General features: G+C 31.6%; 23 protein-coding genes. 11 read left to right on the top strand and 12 right to left on the bottom strand.

The features are described from left to right. Positions 1 to 6: 6 nt before the first annotated feature. On the top strand, positions 7 to 2244 hold the full coding sequence (locus GQR95_RS08260) for an ATP-binding protein (protein WP_159022724.1): 2238 nt from the start codon (positions 7 to 9) through the stop codon (positions 2242 to 2244). Here the strand turns inward: GQR95_RS08260 and lpxK are convergent. Further along, positions 2241 to 3248: a tetraacyldisaccharide 4'-kinase gene (gene lpxK, locus GQR95_RS08255; RefSeq protein ID WP_159022723.1), complete on the bottom strand. Its 1008-nt coding sequence runs from the start codon at positions 3246 to 3248 to the stop codon at positions 2241 to 2243. The two genes, GQR95_RS08260 and lpxK, sit on opposite strands and share 4 nt — an antisense overlap. A 53-nt stretch (positions 3249 to 3301) precedes the next feature. Between lpxK and GQR95_RS08250 the strand changes: the two genes are divergently transcribed. Together GQR95_RS08250 and GQR95_RS08245 are read left to right on the top strand one after the other, a co-directional pair. After that, the gene (locus GQR95_RS08250) at positions 3302 to 4396 is read left to right on the top strand and encodes a Nif3-like dinuclear metal center hexameric protein (protein WP_159022722.1); all 1095 of its coding nucleotides are present in this window, start codon (positions 3302 to 3304) and stop codon (positions 4394 to 4396) included. A gap of 3 nt (positions 4397 to 4399) precedes the next feature. Next, a complete protein-coding gene (locus GQR95_RS08245; protein WP_159022721.1) occupies positions 4400 to 5179 on the top strand; it encodes a zinc ribbon domain-containing protein in 780 nt (259 codons plus the stop codon). 139 nt (positions 5180 to 5318) lie between these two features. Here GQR95_RS08245 and GQR95_RS08240 read toward each other — a convergent pair whose 3' ends face one another. Both GQR95_RS08240 and GQR95_RS08235 read right to left on the bottom strand, forming a co-directional pair. Then, positions 5319 to 5480 carry a hypothetical protein gene (locus GQR95_RS08240; protein ID WP_159022720.1) on the bottom strand — a complete coding sequence of 54 codons (162 nt, stop codon included), beginning with the start codon at positions 5478 to 5480 and terminating at the stop codon, positions 5319 to 5321. Between the two features lie 34 nt (positions 5481 to 5514). Then, positions 5515 to 5913 carry an ankyrin repeat domain-containing protein gene (locus GQR95_RS08235; RefSeq protein WP_159022719.1) on the bottom strand — a complete coding sequence of 133 codons (399 nt, stop codon included), beginning with the start codon at positions 5911 to 5913 and terminating at the stop codon, positions 5515 to 5517. A 684-nt stretch (positions 5914 to 6597) separates the two neighbouring features. Between GQR95_RS08235 and gpmI the strand changes: the two genes are divergently transcribed. After that, complete coding sequence (gene gpmI, locus GQR95_RS08230) at positions 6598 to 8118, top strand: 2,3-bisphosphoglycerate-independent phosphoglycerate mutase (RefSeq protein ID WP_159022718.1); 1521 nt, start codon at positions 6598 to 6600, stop codon at positions 8116 to 8118. Positions 8119 to 8146: 28 nt separating this feature from the next. Then, positions 8147 to 8563, top strand: a complete 417-nt coding sequence (locus tag GQR95_RS08225; protein ID WP_159022717.1) for a BT0820 family HAD-type phosphatase — start codon at positions 8147 to 8149, stop codon at positions 8561 to 8563. Here the strand turns inward: GQR95_RS08225 and GQR95_RS08220 are convergent, their stop codons facing one another. Continuing rightward, positions 8564 to 9835: an acetyl-CoA hydrolase/transferase family protein gene (locus GQR95_RS08220; protein ID WP_159022716.1), complete on the bottom strand. Its 1272-nt coding sequence runs from the start codon at positions 9833 to 9835 to the stop codon at positions 8564 to 8566. Between the two features lie 125 nt (positions 9836 to 9960). Between GQR95_RS08220 and map the strand changes: the two genes are divergently transcribed. The 3 genes from map to GQR95_RS08205 are packed head-to-tail and all read left to right on the top strand — an operon-like array spanning position 9961 to position 11925. Then, the gene (gene map, locus GQR95_RS08215; protein ID WP_159022715.1) at positions 9961 to 10779 is read left to right on the top strand and encodes a type I methionyl aminopeptidase; all 819 of its coding nucleotides are present in this window, start codon (positions 9961 to 9963) and stop codon (positions 10777 to 10779) included. Beyond that, positions 10780 to 11544 (top strand): class I SAM-dependent methyltransferase, encoded by a 765-nt coding sequence (locus GQR95_RS08210; RefSeq protein ID WP_159022714.1) that lies wholly within the window; start codon positions 10780 to 10782, stop codon positions 11542 to 11544. Positions 11545 to 11553: 9 nt separating this feature from the next. Then, the gene (locus GQR95_RS08205) at positions 11554 to 11925 is read left to right on the top strand and encodes a DUF423 domain-containing protein (RefSeq protein WP_159022713.1); all 372 of its coding nucleotides are present in this window, start codon (positions 11554 to 11556) and stop codon (positions 11923 to 11925) included. A 16-nt stretch (positions 11926 to 11941) separates the two neighbouring features. Here GQR95_RS08205 and GQR95_RS08200 read toward each other — a convergent pair whose 3' ends face one another. Next, positions 11942 to 12928, bottom strand: coding sequence for an FAD:protein FMN transferase (locus GQR95_RS08200; protein ID WP_159022712.1), 987 nt, complete (start codon positions 12926 to 12928; stop codon positions 11942 to 11944). Further along, the gene (locus tag GQR95_RS08195; protein ID WP_159022711.1) at positions 12929 to 13306 is read right to left on the bottom strand and encodes a Na(+)-translocating NADH-quinone reductase subunit F; all 378 of its coding nucleotides are present in this window, start codon (positions 13304 to 13306) and stop codon (positions 12929 to 12931) included. It abuts the gene before it with no gap. A gap of 165 nt (positions 13307 to 13471) precedes the next feature. On the opposite strand from GQR95_RS08195, the gene GQR95_RS08190 reads away from it, so the two are divergent. The 3 genes from GQR95_RS08190 to GQR95_RS08180 all read left to right on the top strand — a co-directional run bounded on the left by GQR95_RS08190 (position 13472) and on the right by GQR95_RS08180 (position 15885). After that, entirely contained in the window at positions 13472 to 14944 is a 1473-nt protein-coding gene (locus GQR95_RS08190; protein ID WP_159022710.1) for a PAS domain S-box protein, read from the top strand. Continuing rightward, positions 14901 to 15329, top strand: coding sequence for a response regulator (locus GQR95_RS08185; RefSeq protein ID WP_233266024.1), 429 nt, complete (start codon positions 14901 to 14903; stop codon positions 15327 to 15329). Before GQR95_RS08190 ends, GQR95_RS08185 begins: the two co-directional genes overlap by 44 nt. A 97-nt stretch (positions 15330 to 15426) precedes the next feature. Next, positions 15427 to 15885: a Na(+)-translocating NADH-quinone reductase subunit F gene (locus tag GQR95_RS08180; RefSeq protein WP_159022709.1), complete on the top strand. Its 459-nt coding sequence runs from the start codon at positions 15427 to 15429 to the stop codon at positions 15883 to 15885. Between the two features lie 50 nt (positions 15886 to 15935). Here the strand turns inward: GQR95_RS08180 and nqrF are convergent, their stop codons facing one another. From nqrF to GQR95_RS08150, 6 genes are read right to left on the bottom strand one after another with little or no spacing between them, the layout of a single operon-like run. After that, entirely contained in the window at positions 15936 to 17252 is a 1317-nt protein-coding gene (nqrF, locus tag GQR95_RS08175) for an NADH:ubiquinone reductase (Na(+)-transporting) subunit F (RefSeq protein WP_159022708.1), read from the bottom strand. Positions 17253 to 17258: 6 nt separating this feature from the next. Continuing rightward, positions 17259 to 17975, bottom strand: coding sequence for an NADH:ubiquinone reductase (Na(+)-transporting) subunit E (gene nqrE / locus GQR95_RS08170; RefSeq protein WP_159022707.1), 717 nt, complete (start codon positions 17973 to 17975; stop codon positions 17259 to 17261). 44 nt (positions 17976 to 18019) lie between these two features. Continuing rightward, entirely contained in the window at positions 18020 to 18667 is a 648-nt protein-coding gene (locus GQR95_RS08165) for an NADH:ubiquinone reductase (Na(+)-transporting) subunit D (RefSeq protein ID WP_159022706.1), read from the bottom strand. Positions 18668 to 18670: 3 nt separating this feature from the next. Beyond that, positions 18671 to 19423 carry a Na(+)-translocating NADH-quinone reductase subunit C gene (locus tag GQR95_RS08160; protein WP_159022705.1) on the bottom strand — a complete coding sequence of 251 codons (753 nt, stop codon included), beginning with the start codon at positions 19421 to 19423 and terminating at the stop codon, positions 18671 to 18673. A 2-nt stretch (positions 19424 to 19425) separates the two neighbouring features. After that, positions 19426 to 20625, bottom strand: coding sequence for an NADH:ubiquinone reductase (Na(+)-transporting) subunit B (locus GQR95_RS08155; RefSeq protein ID WP_159022704.1), 1200 nt, complete (start codon positions 20623 to 20625; stop codon positions 19426 to 19428). Between the two features lie 2 nt (positions 20626 to 20627). Next, on the bottom strand, positions 20628 to 21983 hold the full coding sequence (locus GQR95_RS08150; RefSeq protein ID WP_159022703.1) for a Na(+)-translocating NADH-quinone reductase subunit A: 1356 nt from the start codon (positions 21981 to 21983) through the stop codon (positions 20628 to 20630). Positions 21984 to 22083: the final 100 nt, after the last annotated feature.

The raw sequence follows: 22083 nt of genomic DNA, 5'->3' as shown, positions 1-22083 counted from the left end.
TATTTTATGATTAATACTAAATGCTACTTAGTAGGAATACTTATACTATTCTCCCTCTGTCTTAATGCTCAGAAAACTGTTGGAGACGACCCTGAAACCATACAAAACACTATAGATTATCGCATAACTCAGGCGCAATACGACCTGGATAATAATAACTATTATCCTGCAAAGAAGAAACTTGAAGATGCTTTAAAACTTGCAGAAAAACTAGATAATAAAAAAAGCATTGGTCTTATTTATTCTAAAATAGGAAAATTAGAATATGTAATTGAAGAAAATGATGAAGCCTTAAAAACATTAACTAAGGCCATAGAAGTCCAGCGTTTTGCAAAAGACAATATAAATCTTGCAGAAACCTACAAAACATTAGGTAATGTATACATGTCTTTAAAAGAATACGAACAAGCACTAACCTATTACGTTGCATCGCTATCGCTATTTGAACAAGAAGGTCTTTCTGAATTTGAAGCTGAAGTGCTTTTAAACCAAGGTAAAGCCTATATAGAACTTACGCAGTATAGAAAAGCGAGGGAACGCATAGATAAATCTTTAGCACTAGCCCAACGTTACGAGTTAAAAAAGATTAGAAGTAGCGCTTTAATTTATCAAGCAAAGGTATACTACTTTTTAAACGAAAATGAGAACGCTTTAAAATATGGAAACCAAGGAATTTTAATTGCAGAAAGCAATCATTTTACAGATGTTTTAAGTAATGGTTATTTAATTTTAAGTGAATTAAACGAGAAGTTAGGCAACTATCAAGTGTCTACCCAATACTTAAAAAACCATATTACGCTGTCTGAATCTTTATTAGAAATAAAGCATAAAAATTTATCTCCTGAAAAACGTGCTAAATTTATTTTAGACAATCAAACCGAGTTTCAGAAAGAAAAAGAAGCCGATTTACAAAAATTAAAGGTCGATAAAAGCTTAAACAAATTAGCTACTATTTTAAGTATTGCCTTAATTACAATTCTTTCCCTTCTTACATTATCGCTGTATAAAAACAACAACATTAGGTTAAAAACCAACAATATGTTGCACAAAAAGAATGCAGAACTAATACTTGCTAAGGAGAAAGCAGAATTAGCATCTAAGACCAAAGCCAACTTTTTATCTACCGTAACCCACGAATTAAGAACACCACTTTATGCGGTTACAGGGCTAACAAATATGTTGCTGGACGAAAACCCAAAACCAGAACAAATACAACATTTAAAATCGCTTAAATTTTCTGGAGACTACCTATTAACCTTTATAAACGATATTCTTCAAATTAATAAAATTGAAGCAAATAAAGTAGATGTAGAGTATGAAGTCTTCGATTTAAAAAAGAAAATTTCTGATGTAATTTCTGCATTAAAAAATTCGGCGACAGATAATGGTGTCGAAATTCATTTAGAATACGATATAGATATACCGCTTCATTATAAAGCCGATCAAATAAAACTATCTCAGATCTTAATCAATTTAATTGGAAACTCTATTAAGTTTACCAAAGATGGAGACATCTGGGTTAGAGTAATTAAAATGAATGAAACCGATGATGTTTTTAATATAAAGTTTGAAATTGAAGATAACGGAATCGGGATTACACCAGAGAAACAAAAACATATGTTTGAAAGCTTCTCTCAGGGCTCTATACAAATTAACAGAAAATACGGAGGAACAGGACTTGGTTTATCTATTGTAAAAGGATTGATTGATATTCTTAATGGAAAAATTTATCTTAAAAGTGAAATAAATAAAGGAACAACATTCACTTTTGAAATTCCTTTAAAACATACTACAGAAGAAGTCCTTCCTGAACAAAAGAAAAATTACTTTAAAAATGTTACAGACATTGAACTAAGTAATATTAAAATTTTGGTGGTTGAGGATAACAAAATCAACCAAATGATTACCAATAAAATTCTTACTAAAATGAAGCTTAATTGCGACATTGTAGACAATGGTGAAGAAGCTGTAGATATGGTTAAAAACAACCATTACGATGTTGTTTTAATGGACATACACATGCCTGGCATAAGCGGTATTGAAGCCACTAAAATTATTAGAACATTTGATCGAGAGCTTAATATATTCGCGCTTACAGCCGTTACTATTGAAGATAAAATGCAAGAGTTTGAAGAAGCTGGTTTCGACGATATTATATCTAAACCATTTAAACAAGACGATTTCGAGAAGAAATTATACAGTGCAGTAATTGGAAACCAAGATCCAAAAGATTTAAAAGGTTAAAAATGCGATATAAACGCGCTTACAGTTTCGTTTAAAAGAACGGGATTATCTATTGTTGCCTCTATACTTAAATAGAATAGTTTATCTGCTAAGAACGGATACTGTTTTAAACGCATAAAATCTTTTTCGGTAGTAATTATAAAAGATTTTTGTTTAAAAATGTCCAATTCATCTACAGTAAAATCATGATGATCTTTAAAGTTTAAATGTTCAAAATCTAATTCCTTTTTAGATAAAAAATCAACTAAAGGTGTCGGATTCGCAATACCTGTAACTAAAGTAAATTTTGGAACATCTTCTAAAAGTAATTGCTTAGTCTTAGACACAACATGATCTGCATACTTTATAGCACTAAAAAAAACATGCTGATGCATTTTAGGGTTTATAGCTTTTATTAATTCTTTCTTTTCAGAATCTGAAAGCGTCTCCGGACATTTAGTCACGATAATAACATTAGCACGTTTAGCTCCTTTTTTGGGTTCTCTTAAATTCCCCGTTGGCAAAACAATATCTGAAGTATAGATATTAGAATACGTTGTTAATAAGATATTAAAACCTGCTTTTACTTTTCTATGCTGGTAAGCATCATCTAAAAGCACAACATTAGGTTTAGGATCTAATTGCATTAATTTGGAAATTCCTTCCCTCCTATTAGCATCAACAGCAACGGTTACTTTGTCTATGTATTTTGAGTAAAATTGAAAAGGTTCATCACCTAAAATATCGGCGGTAACTCCGGGTTTTCCTATTTGAAACCCTTCACTCTTACGCTTATAACCTCTGCTTAAAGTAGCAACTTTATAATCGTTTTTTAACAGGCGTATTAAATATTCAATCATTGGTGTTTTTCCAGTTCCACCAACACTTAAATTACCAACACAAATCACAGGAAAATTGTACGATGTAGATTCTAAAATACCTAAATCGAATAATTTATTTCGAACCCAGGTTATTCCGTAATATACAGGTACGATTGGAAAGAAGATGTAACGCAATAATTTCATTGTAACGAAAGTAAATATTTTATCTTTGTTTTAAACCTAATACCATAAATATTATGATTATTCAAGACGTTATAAATCATCTTGAAGATTTTGCACCACTAAATTATGCCGAAGATTTTGACAATGTTGGGCTTCTTGTTGGTGATAAAAACGAAAAACTTAAAGGTATTTTAGTCACACTAGATACTTTAGAAGCTGTTGTAGATGAAGCCATAGAAAACAATTGCAATTTAATTGTAAGTTTTCATCCTATTATTTTTAAAGGCTTAAAAAAAATCACAGGAAAAACCTATGTCGAGCGTGTGGTTTTAAAAGCAATACAACATAATATTACAATTTATGCCATTCATACCGCTTTAGACAATCATTTTAAAGGCGTAAACGACATGATTTGTAATCAATTAAAATTGGTTAATAAATCTATATTAATTCCGCAAAAGGGCACCATAAAGAAATTAACAACTTATGCGCCTAAAGATGAAGCAGAGACAGTTAGAAAGGCTTTATTTAAAGCTGGAGCAGGACACATAGGAAATTATTCAGATTGTAGTTTTAGCAACGAAGGCACAGGTACTTTTAACCCAGACCAAGACGCAAAGCCTACAATTGGCAAAAAAGGAGAACTTCATTTTGAAAAGGAAACTAAAATTACGGTCACTTTTGCGAAGCATTTAGAGTCTAAAATTTTAAAAGCATTATTTACCACACATTCCTACGAAGAAGTTGCTTACGAAATTGTAACACTAGAAAATACCAACCAGCATATTGGGATTGGAATGATTGGTGAATTTGAAGCTGAAATGAGCGAAACAGAATTTCTGTTGTATTTAAAAACAAAAATGAACACAGCTTGCGTTAGACATAGTACATTATTAGGTAAATCCATAAAAAAAGTTGCCGTTTTAGGCGGATCTGGAAGTTTTGCTATTCCAAATGCTAAACGCGCTGGAGTTGATGCTTTTATAACAGCCGATTTAAAGTATCATGATTTTTTCTTGGCAGAAAACGCACTAATTTTAGCAGATATTGGACATTTTGAAAGCGAACAGTTTACAAAAAATGGTTTAGTAGCACATCTTACAAAAAAAATCACTAATTTTGCAATCGTTTTATCAAAGACCGATACAAACCCTGTTAAGTATTTTTAAAGTATGGCAAAAAGTAAAGAAGTAACTGTAGAAGAACGTTTAAGACATTTATACGATCTACAACTTATCGATTCTAGAATCGATGAAATTAGAAACGTTCGCGGAGAACTACCTTTAGAGGTACGTGATTTAGAAGATGAAGTTGCAGGACTACACACTAGACTTGAGAAATTAGACGCTAGTCTAGAGACTATAGATGACGAAATTAAATCTAAGAAAAATTTAATTGAAGAGGCTAAATCTTTAATTAAAAAATATAGTACGCAACTAAAAAATGTTAGCAATAACAGAGAGTATAACTCGCTTACTAAAGAAGTTGAATTTCAAGAGTTAGAAATTGAATTAGCAGAAAAGCACATCAATGAATTCCGAGTTCAAATTGAACAAAAGAAAGAAATTATTGGTCAGACTAAAGAGCGTTCTAAAGAACGTCAAGCTCACTTAAAGCACAAAAAAGGTGAATTAGATGCTATCTTAGCTGAAACTGAAAAAGAAGAATTAGCATTAATTAAAAAATCTGAAGAGTACAAGACTTTAATTGAAGAACGTTTAGTAAAAGCTTACACTAGAATTCGTACGAATGTAAAAAACGGATTAGCAGTTGTAGCCATTGAAAGAGGTGCTTCTGGAGGATCTTTCTTTACTATTCCACCACAAATTATTATGGAGATTGGTGCACGTAAAAAAATTATTACTGATGAGCATAGTGGAAGAATCTTAGTTGATGAAGCCCTAGCTGCAGAACAAAAAGAAAAAATGGAAAAACTTTTTACTAAGTTCTAAATATTTTTCTTTTCTATATCATACAAAAACCGTCTAAATAATTTAGACGGTTTTTTTTACACCATATAATTAGACATGAAAAAAAAGAGGACATCTTATAGACATCCTCTTTAATTAGCATTTATTAATATTTATTCTTTTACTTTCTAGCAATTGCTTCTTCAATAATTCTTTGAGTAGCTTTTGTGTTTGTAGCTTTTGCATAATCTAAAGCAGTATACCCTTTATTACATCTTACTTTTAAGTGTGCACCTTCAGCAATTAAAAGTAGACATAAAAAAAGAGGACATCTTATAGACATCCTCTTTACTTAGCATTTATTGATATTTATTCTTTTACTTTTTAGCAATTGCTTCTTCAATAATTCTTTGAGCATCTTTTGCGTTTGTAGCTTTTGCATAATCTAAAGCAGTATATCCTTTATTACATCTTACTTTTAAGTGTGCACCTTCAGCAATTAAAATTTGAAGAATTTCTACTCTGTTGTATTTAGCAGCGTACATAACTGGAGTAAGTCCGTTAGATTTTGCATTAATATTTTCACCATTAGCAATTAATTTTTTAACGATTTCTGTATCTCCTTTTGCTATTGATGTACATAGTAAATTAACCATGGGTTTATTTACAGTTACTGTTAAAGGGTTAGTGTTTGTATTTGAAATAAAGTTAGAAGCTTGTACATTTGTAGTTACAGTTCCTAATGCGATTGTGATAATAAATAGTAAAGTTCTCATAATTACGAAATTTTTAATAAAATTGAATATTTTTATATATTTAATAATATATTTCAAATTTAACGAGAATATCATATTTTAATATTCATTTTAACAAAATATTAACACCTGGAAAAATAGATTTATTAACACTTAAACAAATATTGATTTATTTTACGAAAACGTTTTCATTTAAAACTTTTTGGTGTCATAAAATCAATAAAACAGACATAATATTGCATTATTATTTTGGCTTTTTTTAGGTATTTTAACACCTAAATTACTATTAAGTTATCAAAATGTAAAGTAAACGCTAATTAGAAGAAAAAAACTTTTAATACACTAATTAATACGTGTATTAACATACATATTCTATGTAAAAAGACGCTAATTTTTAAACAATAGCATCTTATAATATGTCTTTTGTATTTCAATATTACATAATCAATACTGTATTAAGCTTTTCTTTCTTTTAATACATCTTAAACAATACAAGATGGACTACGCACTTAAAAAGATTTCTTTTAAGACTAATAGATTAACAGTTTGAAAACAAAATTGTTAAAAATGTATTAAAGAAATTTTAACGCAAACGATACCGTAATAAAATCATTATAAAAATAACAAAAAACACAATTTTGTAACCTAAATAATTCCCGAAAGACATTTTAAACTTTTATCTTTACGTACTAAATAAAATCTATTATGAATAAAAAAGTCATCTTAATGATACTAGACGGCTGGGGTATGTCTCCTGACCCAAAAGTATCGGCTATAGACAATGCCAACACGCCTTTCATTGATTCTTTATATACAAAATATCCCAGTGCTCAATTAAGGACAGATGGAGAAAACGTAGGTTTGCCAGAAGGACAAATGGGGAATAGTGAAGTTGGACATATGAATTTAGGTGCCGGACGAATTGTATACCAAGATTTAGTAAAGATAAATTTAGCTGTTAAAGATAAAACGCTTGGACAAGAACAAGTCTTAGCAGATGCTTTTAAATATGCAAAAGAAAACAATAAACCTGTACACTTTTTAGGTTTATTAAGTACTGGTGGTGTACACTCTCATATTAAACATTTATTCGGATTATTGGACGCTGCTAACGAAGCTAAAGTAAAAGATGTATTTGTACATGGTTTTACAGATGGACGAGATGTAGATCCTAAATCTGGATTAGGTTTTGTTAATCAATTAGAAGATCACATTAAAGATACTCCAGCTAAAATAGGGTCTATTACAGGACGTTATTATGCAATGGATAGAGATAAGCGTTGGGAACGTGTTAAGCTTGCTTACGATGGTATGGTGAAGGGAGAAGGAGAACATACTACTAATGTAGCAGATTCTGTTTCTAAAAACTACGCGAATGACGTTACAGACGAATTTATTAAACCTATTATTAACTGTGATGAAAACGGAAATCCTGTTGGAAAAATAAAAGAAGGTGACGTTGTTATTTTCTATAATTTTAGAACAGATAGAGGTCGTGAATTAACAGAAGTATTATCGCAAAACGATAATGCAGAGTATGACATGAAAAAGTTAGACTTGTATTATGTAACACTTACTAATTACGATGAAAACTTTAAAAACATAAAAGTTGTTTTTAATAAAGACAATTTAAAAGATACATTAGGAGAAGTTTTAGCAAGAAACAACAAAAAACAAATTCGTATTGCTGAAACAGAAAAATACCCACACGTTACATTTTTCTTCTCTGGAGGACAAGAAGATCCTTTTGAAGGTGAATCTCGTATTCTAAAAAACTCTCCAAAAGTAGCAACTTACGATTTACAACCAGAGATGAGTGCATTCGAATTAAAAGAAGCATTAGTTCCTGAATTAAAAAAAGGTGATGTAGATTTTGTATGTTTGAACTTTGCTAACGGAGATATGGTTGGACATACAGGTGTTATGAATGCTGCTATTAAAGCTTGTGAAGCGGTAGACGAATGTGTTAAAGAAGTGGTTACAACAGCTTTAGACAATGGTTATACTACTTTATTAATTGCAGATCACGGTAATTGTGAAACGATGATTAATCCTGATGGCTCGCCAAACACGGCACACACAACAAACCCTGTACCTTTAATTTTAATTGATAATGAATTAAAAAATATTAAAGATGGTGTGTTAGGAGATATGGCTCCAACAATTTTAAAATTAATTGGAGTGCCTCAACCAGAAGCAATGACAAGGCATTCACTTATAGATTAATACTTATAAAAAAACATAAAACTGCTTAATGATTTTTCAAGATAAATTAATTATTGCCATAGATTTTGATGGTACCGTTGTAGAAGATGCATATCCAAAAATAGGGAGAGCTAAAACATTTGCTTTCGAAACCTTAAAGCGTCTTCAAAAAGATGGCCATCGCTTAATACTATGGACTTACAGATGTGGTAAACCTCTAGACGAGGCTGTTGCATTCTGTAAAGAAAATGGTATTGAATTTTATGCTATAAATAGTAGTTTTCCTGGAGAAGAGTTTGATGTTTCAAAAAGTAGAAAAATCAATGCCGATATTTTTATTGATGATAGAAATATTGGCGGGTTTTTAGGTTGGGGAGAGATATATCACTTACTATCAGATCCCAATTTTGATCCAAACAGTATAGAAAAAAAGAGAGGATTTTTCTCCTCTCTTTTTAATAAATAATTAGTTTCTTACTAAATTAAAATAATCTCTATCTATAGATTCTCTATGGTCTGGATGTGCAATTTCTACTAATGCTTTTGCACGTTGCTGTATGGTTTTACCATATAAATTTGCAACACCATATTCTGTAACCACATAATGTATGTGCGCGCGTGTAGTTACAACACCTGCTCCAGAATTTAAAGAAGGAACAATTCTACTAATTCCATGTTTTGTTACAGATGGTAATGCTATAATTGCTTTACCGCCTTCACTTAAAGAGGCACCACGAATAAAATCCATTTGGCCACCTACACCAGAATACATTTCTGCACCTATAGAATCTGCACAAACTTGTCCAGTAACATCTACCTCAATAGCAGAATTAATAGCAACCATTCTAGGGTTTTGTTTTATTACAGACACATCATTAACATAGTCCGAACTTCTTAATTCTATATACGGATTATCGTTTACATAATCATACAAACGTTGCGACCCCATTAAAAATGTAGCCAAAGCACGTCCTGGATTTATACTTTTATAATTCCCATTAATCACATCTTTCAAAATCAAATCAATCACCCCATCGGAAAACATTTCGGTATGCAATCCTAAATCTTTATGGTTTCCTAATAAAGACAATACGGCATTGGGTATAGTACCAATTCCCATTTGCAGTGTACTTTTATCTTCTATTAAATTAGCAACATATGCACCAATTCTATTTTCTATAACAGATGGAGCGGGAATATCGTGAGTTGGTAAAGGCTCGTCACACTCAACAAAAGCATTAATTTCAGAAATATGTATAATCCCATCTCCAAAGGTTCTTGGCATTCTTTTATTTACCTGAGCGATAACATAATCTGCATTATCAATTGCTGCTAGAGTAGCTTCTACAGAAACACCTAAGGAACAATATCCGTGTAAATCTGGTACAGAAACATGAATTAGAGCAACTTGTAAATCAACAATATTACGTTTAAACAAAAGGGGTAATTCACTTAAAAACACAGGTGTATAAGATCCATTACCTGCTTTAATAGTATGCCTAATATTCTTAGCTATAAAAAAAGAATTTACATGAAAACTATCTCTAAAATCGGGGTTGGCATAAGGCGCTTTACCTTCGGTATGTAAATGACAAATTTCTACGTTACGTAATTCGTCATGCCTTTCGGTTAATGCATTTACTAGCAACTGTGGTACGGCTGCGGCTGCATGCAAATAGACTCTGTCGTTAGATTTAATAACTTTAACAGCCTCTGCTGCACTTACACATTTATACATATAGGTTTTTTATTTAAGCATGCAAATTACAATATTTTTGAAGGTATAAAAACTGTTTAAAGTCATATTCTATTAAGCAAGTAAACTAGGTATTTTTAAGTATCTTTGTACTTTATTTTATTGACATGATTATAATAAAAACACGAGAAGAAATAGAATTATTGCGCGAAAGTGCTTTAATCGTATCTAAAACATTAGGAGAACTAGCTAAAGCAGTAAAACCTGGTGTAACAACTTTAGAACTTGACAAACTTGCAGAAACATTTATACGAGACCACGGTGCATACCCTGGTTTTTTAGGTATGTATGATTTCCCAAATTCACTTTGTATGAGTCCGAATGAGCAAGTTGTTCACGGAATTCCAAACAACAAACCATTAGAAAATGGAGATATTATCTCTATTGATTGTGGTGCGTTAAAAAATGATTTTTATGGCGATCATGCCTATACATTTGCTGTAGGAGAAATAGCTCCAGAAACACAAAAATTATTAGATATAACCAGAGCATCCATTTATGTTGGTCTACGAGAATTAAAAGTAGGTAACCGTGTTGGAGATGTTGGTTATGCAATTCAAAATTTTTGTGAAGCAGAAGGTTATGGTGTTGTAAGAGAATTAGTTGGTCATGGTGTTGGTCGTGATATGCATGAAGATCCAGAAATGCCAAACTATGGAAAACGCGGACGTGGGAAAAAATTTATGGAAGGTATGGTTGTTGCAATCGAACCTATGATAAATTTAGGAACACAACGTATTAAACAACATAGAGATGGTTGGACAATAACAACGCTAGATAAAAAACCAAGTGCTCACTTTGAACACGATGTTGCTATTGTAGATGGAAAAGCAGAATTACTTTCAACATTTGCTTACGTACACGAAGCTTTAGGTATTGTAACTCATGAAGAAGATGAGTTTAGACAAAAGCCCTTAGTACTTTAAATGAAAAAAGCATTTAAATTCGTTTTAAACACCATTCCAAGACCATTACTTATTCGTTTAAGTTATGTAGTGCGTCCTATAATGACAATTGCTTTAAAAGGCGATACATATACAGATCCTATAGATGGAAAAGGTTTTAAATCTTTTCTACCTTATGGATATGGTACACAACGTAACAATGTATTATCGCCTTCTACATTATCTTTAGAGCGCCATAGGTTGTTATGGTTATATCTTAAAAATGAAACAGACTTTTTTACAACAGCTAAAAAAGTACTTCATTTTGCTCCAGAACAAGCATTTTACAAACGATTTAGAGCGCTTAAACATCTAGATTATACAACTACAGATTTATTATCGCCTTTGGCAGATGTAAAAGCAGATATTTGTAATCTTCCTTTTAAAGATAATAGTTTTGATGTAATTCTATGTAATCACGTATTAGAACATATTCCGGACGATACTAAAGCCATGCAAGAACTGTATCGCATATTAAAACCTGGAGGTATGGGTATACTTCAAATTCCTCAAGATTTATCTCGAGAAGTGACTTTTGAAGACGATACAATTACAGACAAAAAAGAGCGGGCAAAAATATTTGGACAATACGACCATGTACGTGTATATGGACGAGATTATTTTAATAAACTTAGATCTATTGGTTTTAAGGTTGAAGAAGTAGATTATACAGCTACACTTTCTAATTCTGAAATTGAAAAATATTGCCTAGCAAAAGGAGAAATAATTCCTGTAGTATATAAATAAAACACACTTATGACTTCTCAAATCATTATAGCAACAGGAGCTCTATTTGGAATGCTAGCTGTTATTTTTGGTGCTTTTGGCGCCCATGCGTTAAAGAAAGTATTAACACCTGAGCAATTACAAAGTTTTGAAGTTGGTGTAAAATATCAAATGTACCACGCCATTGTACTGTTGGTTTTAGGACTTGGTTTTAAAGACATGCTTCCTACCACAATTTATTGGTGCTTTACAATAGGTATCTTTTTATTTTCTTTTAGTATTTACGGCTTAGTTTTATCTGATGCCAAAGGGAAAAAACTTAAATTTCTAGGACCAATAACACCTCTAGGAGGCTTACTACTAGTTTCAGGTTGGTTTATGGTATTATTTAATATGCTATAAATAGTTATATTGTTTTTTACTTTTCAGGAAATCCGTTTAAAGATAAAGTTTCTAACTCTTGTTTCTCATTTTCAAAAATAAGAAACACTTTAAATTCTGGTCTACCTTTTAAAAAGGCTTTAATACGCTTTATTCCCATTGCCTTAAAAGCTGTTGCATAAGCATCTGCTGTCATACAATCTTTAGCAATTACAGAAATACTTAATAAATTTGTTTTGCTAGGAAATCCTGTAAGCGGATCTATAATATGTGAGAATTTATTCCCATTTTCATCTACCTTAAACTTTCTATAAGTACCCGATGTTGCCATAGATTCATTTTTTAATTCTACAGCGCGAAGCAAAGATTTAGTTCCATCAAAATGAGGCATTTCAACACCTACTTTCCATTCACTTTCTTTTTCTTTATTTATTCCTCTAGTTCTAATCTCTCCTCCTATTTCTACAAGATAATTTGTAACGTTTTGAGATTCTAAAAACCTACCTATAACATCTACTCCATATCCTTTTGCAATAGCATTAAAATCGATATATGTATTTGGATTCTCTTTAATAATTTTATTCTCGTGTCTAGAAACTTTATCCAAACCAACGCTTTGCATTAAGCTATCTACTTTAAGACTGTCTAAACCTATAATTCGTTTTTCCGGACCAAAGCTCCAGGCATTCACTAAAACACCAATAGTAGGATCGAAAGCACCTTCAGTACTTTTATAAATAGTCTTAGATGCATCAAAAACATATGCAAAATGATTATCTATAAGATTTGATTTGTTTTTATTTAAAAGTGAAATATCTGAATCTGGAATATATGTAGACATAGAATGATTTACCACTGTAAATAAACTATCGAACTGATGCTGATAATTTACACCAGCTTCAGAAAAATACTGTACAGAATAAGATGTACCAAAAACAGGTCCTGTTAACTTAACATGTTCGTTAGAATTGCTACACGAAGAAAGAACAACAAGAAATAATAAAAAAAAAGGAAAATGTTTCATTTAATTTAAGGGAGTTTCTATAACTTGAATACCATTATATTCGATTAAATATTCTTCATTAAGGTAAACAGGAAGTGTGTCTCCTTTTGGGTTACCTAACCCAACACCTGCATAAAGTACTTTTGCATTTTTAGATCTGGCATGATCTTTAAACGTTTCCATCCAAACCACATCGTAATTATTAGGATTATCTGGCAACAAAACAGCTCTTACTATAACAAAAAAATATTGCCCCGTTTTATCAATACAAACAAACTGAGGATGACGTTTTAATTTACTATTAATGGCAATAAATTCAAAACCTCGCTGTTCTAAATCTTTACCAACATGATTCATTGCCAAATTATGCAACTCTTGTTTTGTTAATGCTTTACTCATATTAAAACAGGCTCAACTATATAAATATATTAAAATAACATAGACAAAGATAAAGTCTAAATAACATATTTCCGAATATAACTTAATAATAAAAAGACACATTGATTTACAATGAAAAAAATAAAAAAACTAAAGATTTAAAACATAATCCCATATATTAGCAATATGACTAATAAAAATGAATCCTCCCTATTCAATTTTATTCAAAAACATGCTGCCATAGGTACATGGGAATTTGATATAAAATTAAACACACTCCAATGGAGTTCTGAAACCAAAAGAATACACGGCCTCCCCACAGACTATGTGCCAGATGTAAATTCTGGATTATCTTTTTATAAAGCAGGACAAAATAGAGACACAATTACTCAACTATATACTAATTGCATAGAAAAACACGAAAATTTCGATGTAGAACTACAAATAATTGCCGCAACAGGTGATGAAAAATGGGTAAGATCTATAGGCATACCAATAATAGAAAATAAGAAATGCATAAAAGTTCAAGGTTCTTTTCAAGATATAAACGAAAAAACTTTAAACACTAAAACCTTAGCATATAAAGAGCAACAACTAAGAAAAATATTTGAAAGCGCCGTAGTTGGTATGGCTATTGTAGATTTAAAAGGTAATTGGATAGATGTTAACAAAAGTCTTTGTAAAACCTTTGGCTACACTAAAGAAGAATTTGAAAAATTTAGTTTACAAGACATTACACATCCTGAAGATACACTTATTGGACGCAAATCAATCATTAAGATGATTAATGGTGAACTTGAAGATTTTATCACTGAAAAAAGATACATCTGTAAAGAAGGCAAGACCATTTCTGCAATGTTATATGCTTCTATTATTAGAGATGATGATGATAAACCTTTGCATTTTGTAGCACAAATTAGCAATCAAACACAAATAAAGAAAAGTAATTCTGAAGTTATTCAGCTTTTAGAAACGACGAAGGATCAGAACAAGCGTCTTCTAAATTTTGCACAAATAGTTTCCCACAACCTTAGGTCTCATTACAGTAATCTAGATATGTTATTAAATATTCTAAAGGTAGACCTGCCAGAAACTACAAAAAACGAAATATTTCCATTAATAGAACTTGCTGTAAGTAATTTAGGAGAAAGTTTAGAAAACCTTAATGAAGTAGCTGCAATAAATACAAATAAAGATTTAAAGACCGTTCCTATAAATTTATTAAGTCACTTTAACAAAGCTCTATCTACTATTAGCGCCTTAATAATTGAATCTAAAACAGTACTCCAATTAAATGTAGATAAAACAGTTTGTGTAATGGGAGTACCAGCTTATATAGATAGTATATTACTCAATTTTTTGACTAATGCAATTAGATATAAAAAACCACACAAAAAGGCAGAAATAGAAATAAGCACATATAATGAAGAGAAGTTTGTTGTTTTAGTTATTAAAGATTACGGTCAAGGTATAGATTTAAAAAAACACGGAGAAAAGTTATTTGGTATGTATAAAACATTTCATAAACATGAAGATTCTCGCGGACTAGGACTTTTTATAACCAAAAATCAAGTTGAAGCTATTGGCGGTAAAATTAAAGTTGAAAGCACAGTAAATGAAAGTACAACCTTTAATATATACCTTAGAAACGATGAGTAAAGTTGATGTAGCGTATATTATTGATGATGATCCTATCTTTATCTTTGGAGCAAAGAGAATGATGGAGATATCTAACTTTTGTAATTCATTTAAGGTCTTTAAAAACGGACATGAAGCAATTACTAAACTAAAAACCGAAAATTTAAAAGAAATAGATATCCCAGAGATTATACTATTAGATATAAATATGCCTGTTATGGATGGTTGGGAATTTTTAGAAGAATTTAGTAAACTAATATTTAATAAAAAAATCACTATTTATATTGTAAGCTCATCTATTGATCCAATAGACATAAAACGTGCTAAACGTTATGAAAATGTATCTAATTATTTAGTTAAACCCATATCTGTAGATGCTTTAAAAAATATTTTAAAAGATATATAAACAAGACTATTCATTACAAAAAAGCCAACTCAAAGGAGTTGGCTTTTTTATTTTCTAGCATTTTTTTTGTAATTTAAAACCTAATAAATAGCAATATATGGAAACTACTACGCGATTTAATTTAGCCATTAACAAACTATATCACGCATTTCATTCAGATGCATTATTACCAGAATGCTGTAAACAATGTGCTGTAGGCAACATATTAGACCAAAAGGATACTTGGAAACATTTATCTGACGACCATGGAACTACAACGCTTAATTATATAGGACAAGTACATCAAAATTTAGGAAGGCGTTTTAACGGATACACACCTCTAGAACTTTTACAAATTGAAACAACCTTTTTAAAGGCATGTGGCTATAGTCTGCCTTTACATCATAAAAACAAGAAGCCTATAAACCCAACAGATAAAGATATATTGTTTAATGGGCTAACTGCTGTTGTTAGTTATTTATGTAAACTAGATTGTATACCAGATGTTATGGATTGCTCTAAATTATTTAAATATAGAAAAGTAAAAGCATTAAAAACAGAAGTTTTAAAAGCATAAAAAAAGCCAACTCTACAGAGTTGGCTTTTTTTTATATGAAATACTTTAGATTAACCACCAAAGTCATCGAATCTAATATTCTCGTCTGGCATACCAAAGTCTTCACCCATTTTCTTAACAGCATTGTTCATTAATGGAGGTCCACAGAAGTATAATTCTAAATCTTCTGGAGTTTCATGTTTAGATAAATACTGATCTATTACCACTTGGTGAATAAATCCTGTAAATCCATCTCCTTCTAAATCATTAACATCTTTTTTAACTTTCCACTTATCTGCTTCCGTAGGATCAGATAATGCAATAAAGAATTTGAAATTCGGGAAATCTTTTTCTAAAGCTCTAAAATAATGTATGTAAAACAATTCTGCTTTAGAACGTCCACCATACCAATATGTAACTTTTCTATTTGTTTTTAAGGTTCTGAATAAGTGATACAAGTGAGAACGCATTGGCGCCATACCTGCTCCACCACCAACATAAAGCATTTCCGCTTCAGAATCGTTGATAAAGAACTCACCGTAAGGTCCTGAAATTGTTACTTTATCTCCAATTTTCTGATTAAAAATATAAGACGAAGCTACACCTGGATTTACATCCATCCAACCACCCTTAGCGCGATCGAAAGGAGGTGTTGCTACACGTACATTAAGCATAATTTTACGCCCTTCTGCAGGATAAGAAGCCATTGAATAGGCTCTTTCTACAAGTTCGTTATTTTTCATAACTAAAGGCCATAAACCAAATTTTTCCCAATCTGCTTTAAATTTATCAGGATCTTCTGGGTGATCTTGAGGGTGAGCAGACACATCCATCTCTGAATATTTAACTTCACACTCAGGAATTTCAATTTGAATATATCCTCCCGCTTTGTAGTCCATATCTTCTGGAATTTCAACTACAAATTCTTTAATAAATGTTGCCACGTTATAGTTAGACACTACAGTTGCTTCCCATTTTTTAATTCCGAAAACTTCTTCTGGAATAGTAATTTCCATGTCTTGCTTCACTTTTACCTGACAAGCTAAACGTGTACCTTCCTTCAATTCTTTTCTTGTAAAGTGAGGTGTCTCTGTAGGTAAAGCTTCACCTCCACCAGACAATACATGACATTCACATTGAATACAAGTACCACCACCACCACAAGCTGATGGTAAGAATATCTTTTGAGCACCTAAAGTAGATAATAAACTACCTCCTGAACTTACTTCTATTTCGCGTTCACCATTAATCTTAATCTTTACCGGACCAGATGGTGATAATTTTTGTTTCACGAACAATAATAAACTCACTAAAAGTAAAGTAATAACTAAAAAGGCTACTACCGTAGCGATTATTGTTCCTGTTGTTGTTGCTGCTAAAATCGTCATGATATCTTAGTTGATTTCTTTTGTATTATTCGCTAACTCTTTTACGTTCTCTGCCTCAGGAGTTTCCACTTTTACAGTTTTTTCTTCTTTAGCTCCTTCTTCATCACCTCCGGTTAACATTCCACCGAAACTCATAAAACCGATAGCCATTAAACCTGTAATGATAAATGTAATTCCTAATCCTCTTAATGCTGGTGGTACGTTAGAATATCTAATTTTTTCGCGAATAGCTGCAATAGCTAAAATCGCTAAAAACCATCCTATTCCAGAACCTACACCATAAACTGTTGCTAATCCTAATGTAGGAATTTCACGAGATTGCATAAATAATGAACCTCCTAAAATAGCACAATTTACTGCAATAAGTGGTAAGAAAATACCAAGTGAATTATATAGTGAAGGAGAAAACTTCTCTACAATAATTTCTACTAATTGTACCATTGTAGCAATGGTTGCAATAAATAAGATAAATGATAAGAAACTTAAATCGTAATCTGCATATTCTGCTCCTAGCCATTTTAATGCTCCAGGTTGAAGGATATACTGATCTAACAACCAGTTTAAAGGTACTGTAATTAACATTACAAATACAACTGCTGCACCAAGTCCAACTGCTGTAGATACTTTTTTAGAAACAGCAAGGTAAGAACACATTCCAAGGAATGTAGCGAATACCATGTTATCTATAAATATTGACTTAAAAAATAATTCTATATATTCCATATTCTTTTAGATTTCAGTTACGTTTAAAATAAACGTTAAACTGATTAATTATCTTCTACTAATGCTTCGTTTCTACTACGTTGAACCCAAATTATAATACCAACAACAATTAAAGCCATTGGAGATAATAACATAAATCCGTTATTTTCATAACCTAAAGCGTATAATCCTGTTTTTTCAATTGGATCTCCTAAAACTTTAAATCCTAATAAAGTACCAGAACCTAATAACTCTCTAAAGAAACCTACAATTACAAGAATTAAACCGTAACCAGCAGCATTACCAATACCATCTAAAAACGATTTCCATGGTCCGTTTGCTAAAGCGAAAGCTTCAAAACGTCCCATAATAATACAATTGGTAATAATTAATCCTACGAATACAGAAAGTGTTTTACTTAACTCGTAAGAGAATGCTTTTAAAACTTGATCTACAATAATTACTAAAGCAGCTACAACGACTAACTGCACAATAATTCTAATTTTTGAAGGAATAATGTTTCTCATTAAAGAGATTACAACATTTCCTATTGCTAGCACAGCCATTACCGACAGAGCCATTACTATTGAAGCTTTTAATTGAGCTGTAATAGCCAAAGCAGAACATATACCTAATACCTGAATGGTAATTGGGTTATTATCCAGTAACGGATCAGTGATTAATTTTGTGTCTTTTTTTGATAAAAGTGCCATAAATTAATTATTTTTTAAGTTATCGAAATAAGGTTTGTAAAGTTTTAAATCACTTTTAATCATTGCAGTTACCCCATTTCCTGTAATAGTAGCACCGGCAATTGCATCAACCTCATTATCTGTTTTATCTTCATTTTTTGGATCTGCATTTCCTTTAGCAACAGTAATTCCTTTAAAATTACCTGAAGCATCTAATAAATGTTCACCAATAAAATCGTCCATAAAGAAACGTTCTTTAATGTTAGCTCCTAAACCAGGAGTTTCCCCTTTATGATCGAAGTAAGCACCTTGAACTACCATATTTTCGTCCATTGAAACATAACCCCAAATAGCGTCCCATAATCCTTTTCCATAGATAGGGGCAACATATAGTTTTTTTCCGTCTTTTTCACCTATAAATAATGGTAAACGTCTTTTAGAAGGATCAGAAATAGCTGCTGCTTTTTCTTTTTTAATATCCATTAAATACGCTTCATTATCTTCTTTAGGTACACCGTTTTCTATAACTAATTGGTGAGTAATGTATTTTTTAAATAATTCAGGAGCATCTGTTGTTGAAACAAAAACAGCACTTCCATCGGTATTATCATTAACACCCATAGCATACAAAATGTTTTGTTGCTTTTCTATACGCTGATTTTCTGCAATTCTAGGTTTTAATGATGATGCTGTAAAGGCTAATAAAGCACCTACAACAAAAACCATTACTATTGCAAATATAATAGTATATGAATTTTTATCTGTTCTATTTTCCATTGTTAAGCCGTTTTTACTTTTAAACGTTTCATTCTTTTCTTCACATTACCTTGAATGATGTAATGATCAATAGTTGGTGCAAACACATTCATTAATAGAATAGCTAGCATTACCCCTTCTGGATATGCAGGGTTGAAAACACGTATCATAATAGATAAGAATCCAATTAAGAATCCGTAAATCCATTTTCCTTTGTTTGTTTGCGATGCCGTTACCGGATCTGTTGCCATAAATACAACACCAAAAGCAAAACCACCAATTATTAAGTGATGCCAGAATTCTGTACTCATTAAGGTATAGAATTTACTTGTTTCGGTAATTAATCCTGAAGATGCTACACCGTTAAAGATTAATCCCATTGTTAAGGCTCCTACTACTGCAGATAGCATAATTCTCCAACTTCCAATCTTTGTAAAGATTAAAAATAACGCTCCTAAAAGAATTAAAAATGTGGATGTTTCTCCGACAGATCCAGGAATAAACCCAAAGAACATGTCTGAAACGGAATAATTAATATGATGTCCTTGAGCGAGGCTTCCTAATATTGTCTCACCAGAGATAGCATCTATATTTGCTCCTGCTGCAATTTCTTTAGTACGCTCTACAGCACCTTGAATCCAAACTTTATCTCCAGACATCCAAGTTGGATATGCAAAGAATAAGAATGCACGAATTGTTAATGCAGGGTTTAAGATATTCATCCCAGTTCCTCCAAAAACTTCTTTACCAATAACAACACCAAAGGTAACTGCTACTGCAAGCATCCATAATGGAATATCTATAGGTACTATTAAAGGTACTAACATACCTGTTACTAAGTATCCTTCTTCTACTTCGTGATTTTTAATAGTAGCGAATATAAACTCGATACCTAAACCAACACCGTAAGACACAACTACTAATGGTAAAATTTTAATTAAACCAATGTAAAACGCATCCCAAGATAAAAAATCTACTGGAGTACCTAACGCAGAGAAATGTTGGTATCCCGCATTAAACATTCCGAAAATTAAACATGGAATCAATGCCATGATTACCGTATTCATTGTACGCTTTAAATCATCGGCTGCTTTTATATGAGTACCATTATGTGTGGTATCATTTGGCAAGTATAAAAACGTATGCAGTGCATTAAACGCTGGAGCCATTTTGGTTCCCTTATACTTCTCTTTTAAATTATGTAAATTACTTTTTAAACCCATGATTACCCTATTTCTTTAATCATTACATCCAAACCTTTTCTAATAATTTCCTGATGTGGTTGTTTAGATACACAAACAAATTCTGTTAACGCAAAATCTTCAGGAGCAACTTCGTACATACCAAGTGCTTCCATTTCGTCTAAATCTTTATACATACAAGACTTAAGAATTTGCATAGGAAAAATATCTAAAGGAAAAACCTCTTCATAATTACCTGTTAATACAAAAGCTCTGTGCTCTCCGTTTGTATTTGTATTTAAATCGTATTTTTTATTCGGACTTAACCAAGAGAACGTCATGGCTCTTGATGTTGAAATTTTATTGAAGACTGGTTTGTTCCATCCAAAAAACTCATAATCGTCACCTTCTGGAATCACAGAAATTAAATTGCTATAATAATCTAAATTCCCATCTGGCTTCACTTGTTTTCCTGACAATACATTACCAACAATAATACGGTTGTTTCCGTCTTGCTCGATACCATTGTCGTAAACAATAGTAGCGATTTCGCTTGCTATTTTAGTTTTAAAGTATCTTGGTTTTTTAACCGCAGATCCAACTAAAGCAACAATACGCTCTGCATTAAACTTTCCTGTTAATAATAATTCTCCAATAATAACAAGATCTTGTGGGTTGATTGTCCAAACCACTTCTCCCTTATTTACCGGATCAATTTTATTAATTTGAGTTCCAACATTACCAACAGGATGTGGTCCTGATAATTTATGAACAGAAACTCCTGATAAACCTGCTAATGGTGAATTCGATCCATTTTTAACAGAGACATGAACTGCTCCTGAAGTCAATTTCCCTAAAGCAGTAACTGCAGCTTGTAATTCTGCTTCTTTGCCTTGTAAAGCAAAATCTAAATCTACTGCCAAAGGTGCGCTATCGTAACCTGAAACAAAAATAGCTTTTGGCTGTTTTGTTGGATTTGCAATAACATCGTATGGTCGTTGTTTTATAAACGGCCAACACCCTGTTGCTTGTAAGTATAAACTTAAAGCTTCAGCAGTTGCAGAATTAACATTAATTTTTTCGTTTTCCAGATAAGCTTGCTCTTTGTCTGCTTGAATTTTAATTGCTAAAATCTTACGTTTTTCACCACGTAAAATATCAACAACTTCTCCTGAAACAGGCGAAACAAATTGAACATTTTCGTTAGTTTTATCGTAAAACACAGGGCTACCTGCTTTTACTTTATCACCAACTCTCGCTACTAATTTTGGAATAACTCCGTGGAAGTCCTCAGGCCTTAAGGTGTAAGTATTGCTTATTACAGCACTTTCTAAAGCCTTTTCAGCTTCACCTTTGAGTTTAATGTCTAGACCTTTTTTAATCTTAATGTCGTTTGACATATTTATAAATCTATGTATTAATAATAGTTATAGTGATTTCAATGCTGATACCATTGAAAAATCCGAGCAAATTTAAGAATAAAAAGATAAAATAGTTCGA

The organism is Formosa sp. L2A11, assembly GCF_009796865.1.
Lineage (GTDB): Bacteria > Bacteroidota > Bacteroidia > Flavobacteriales > Flavobacteriaceae > Formosa.
Note: the sequence above shows the minus strand (reverse complement) of the source record. Positions and strands in the feature narration are given on the sequence as shown.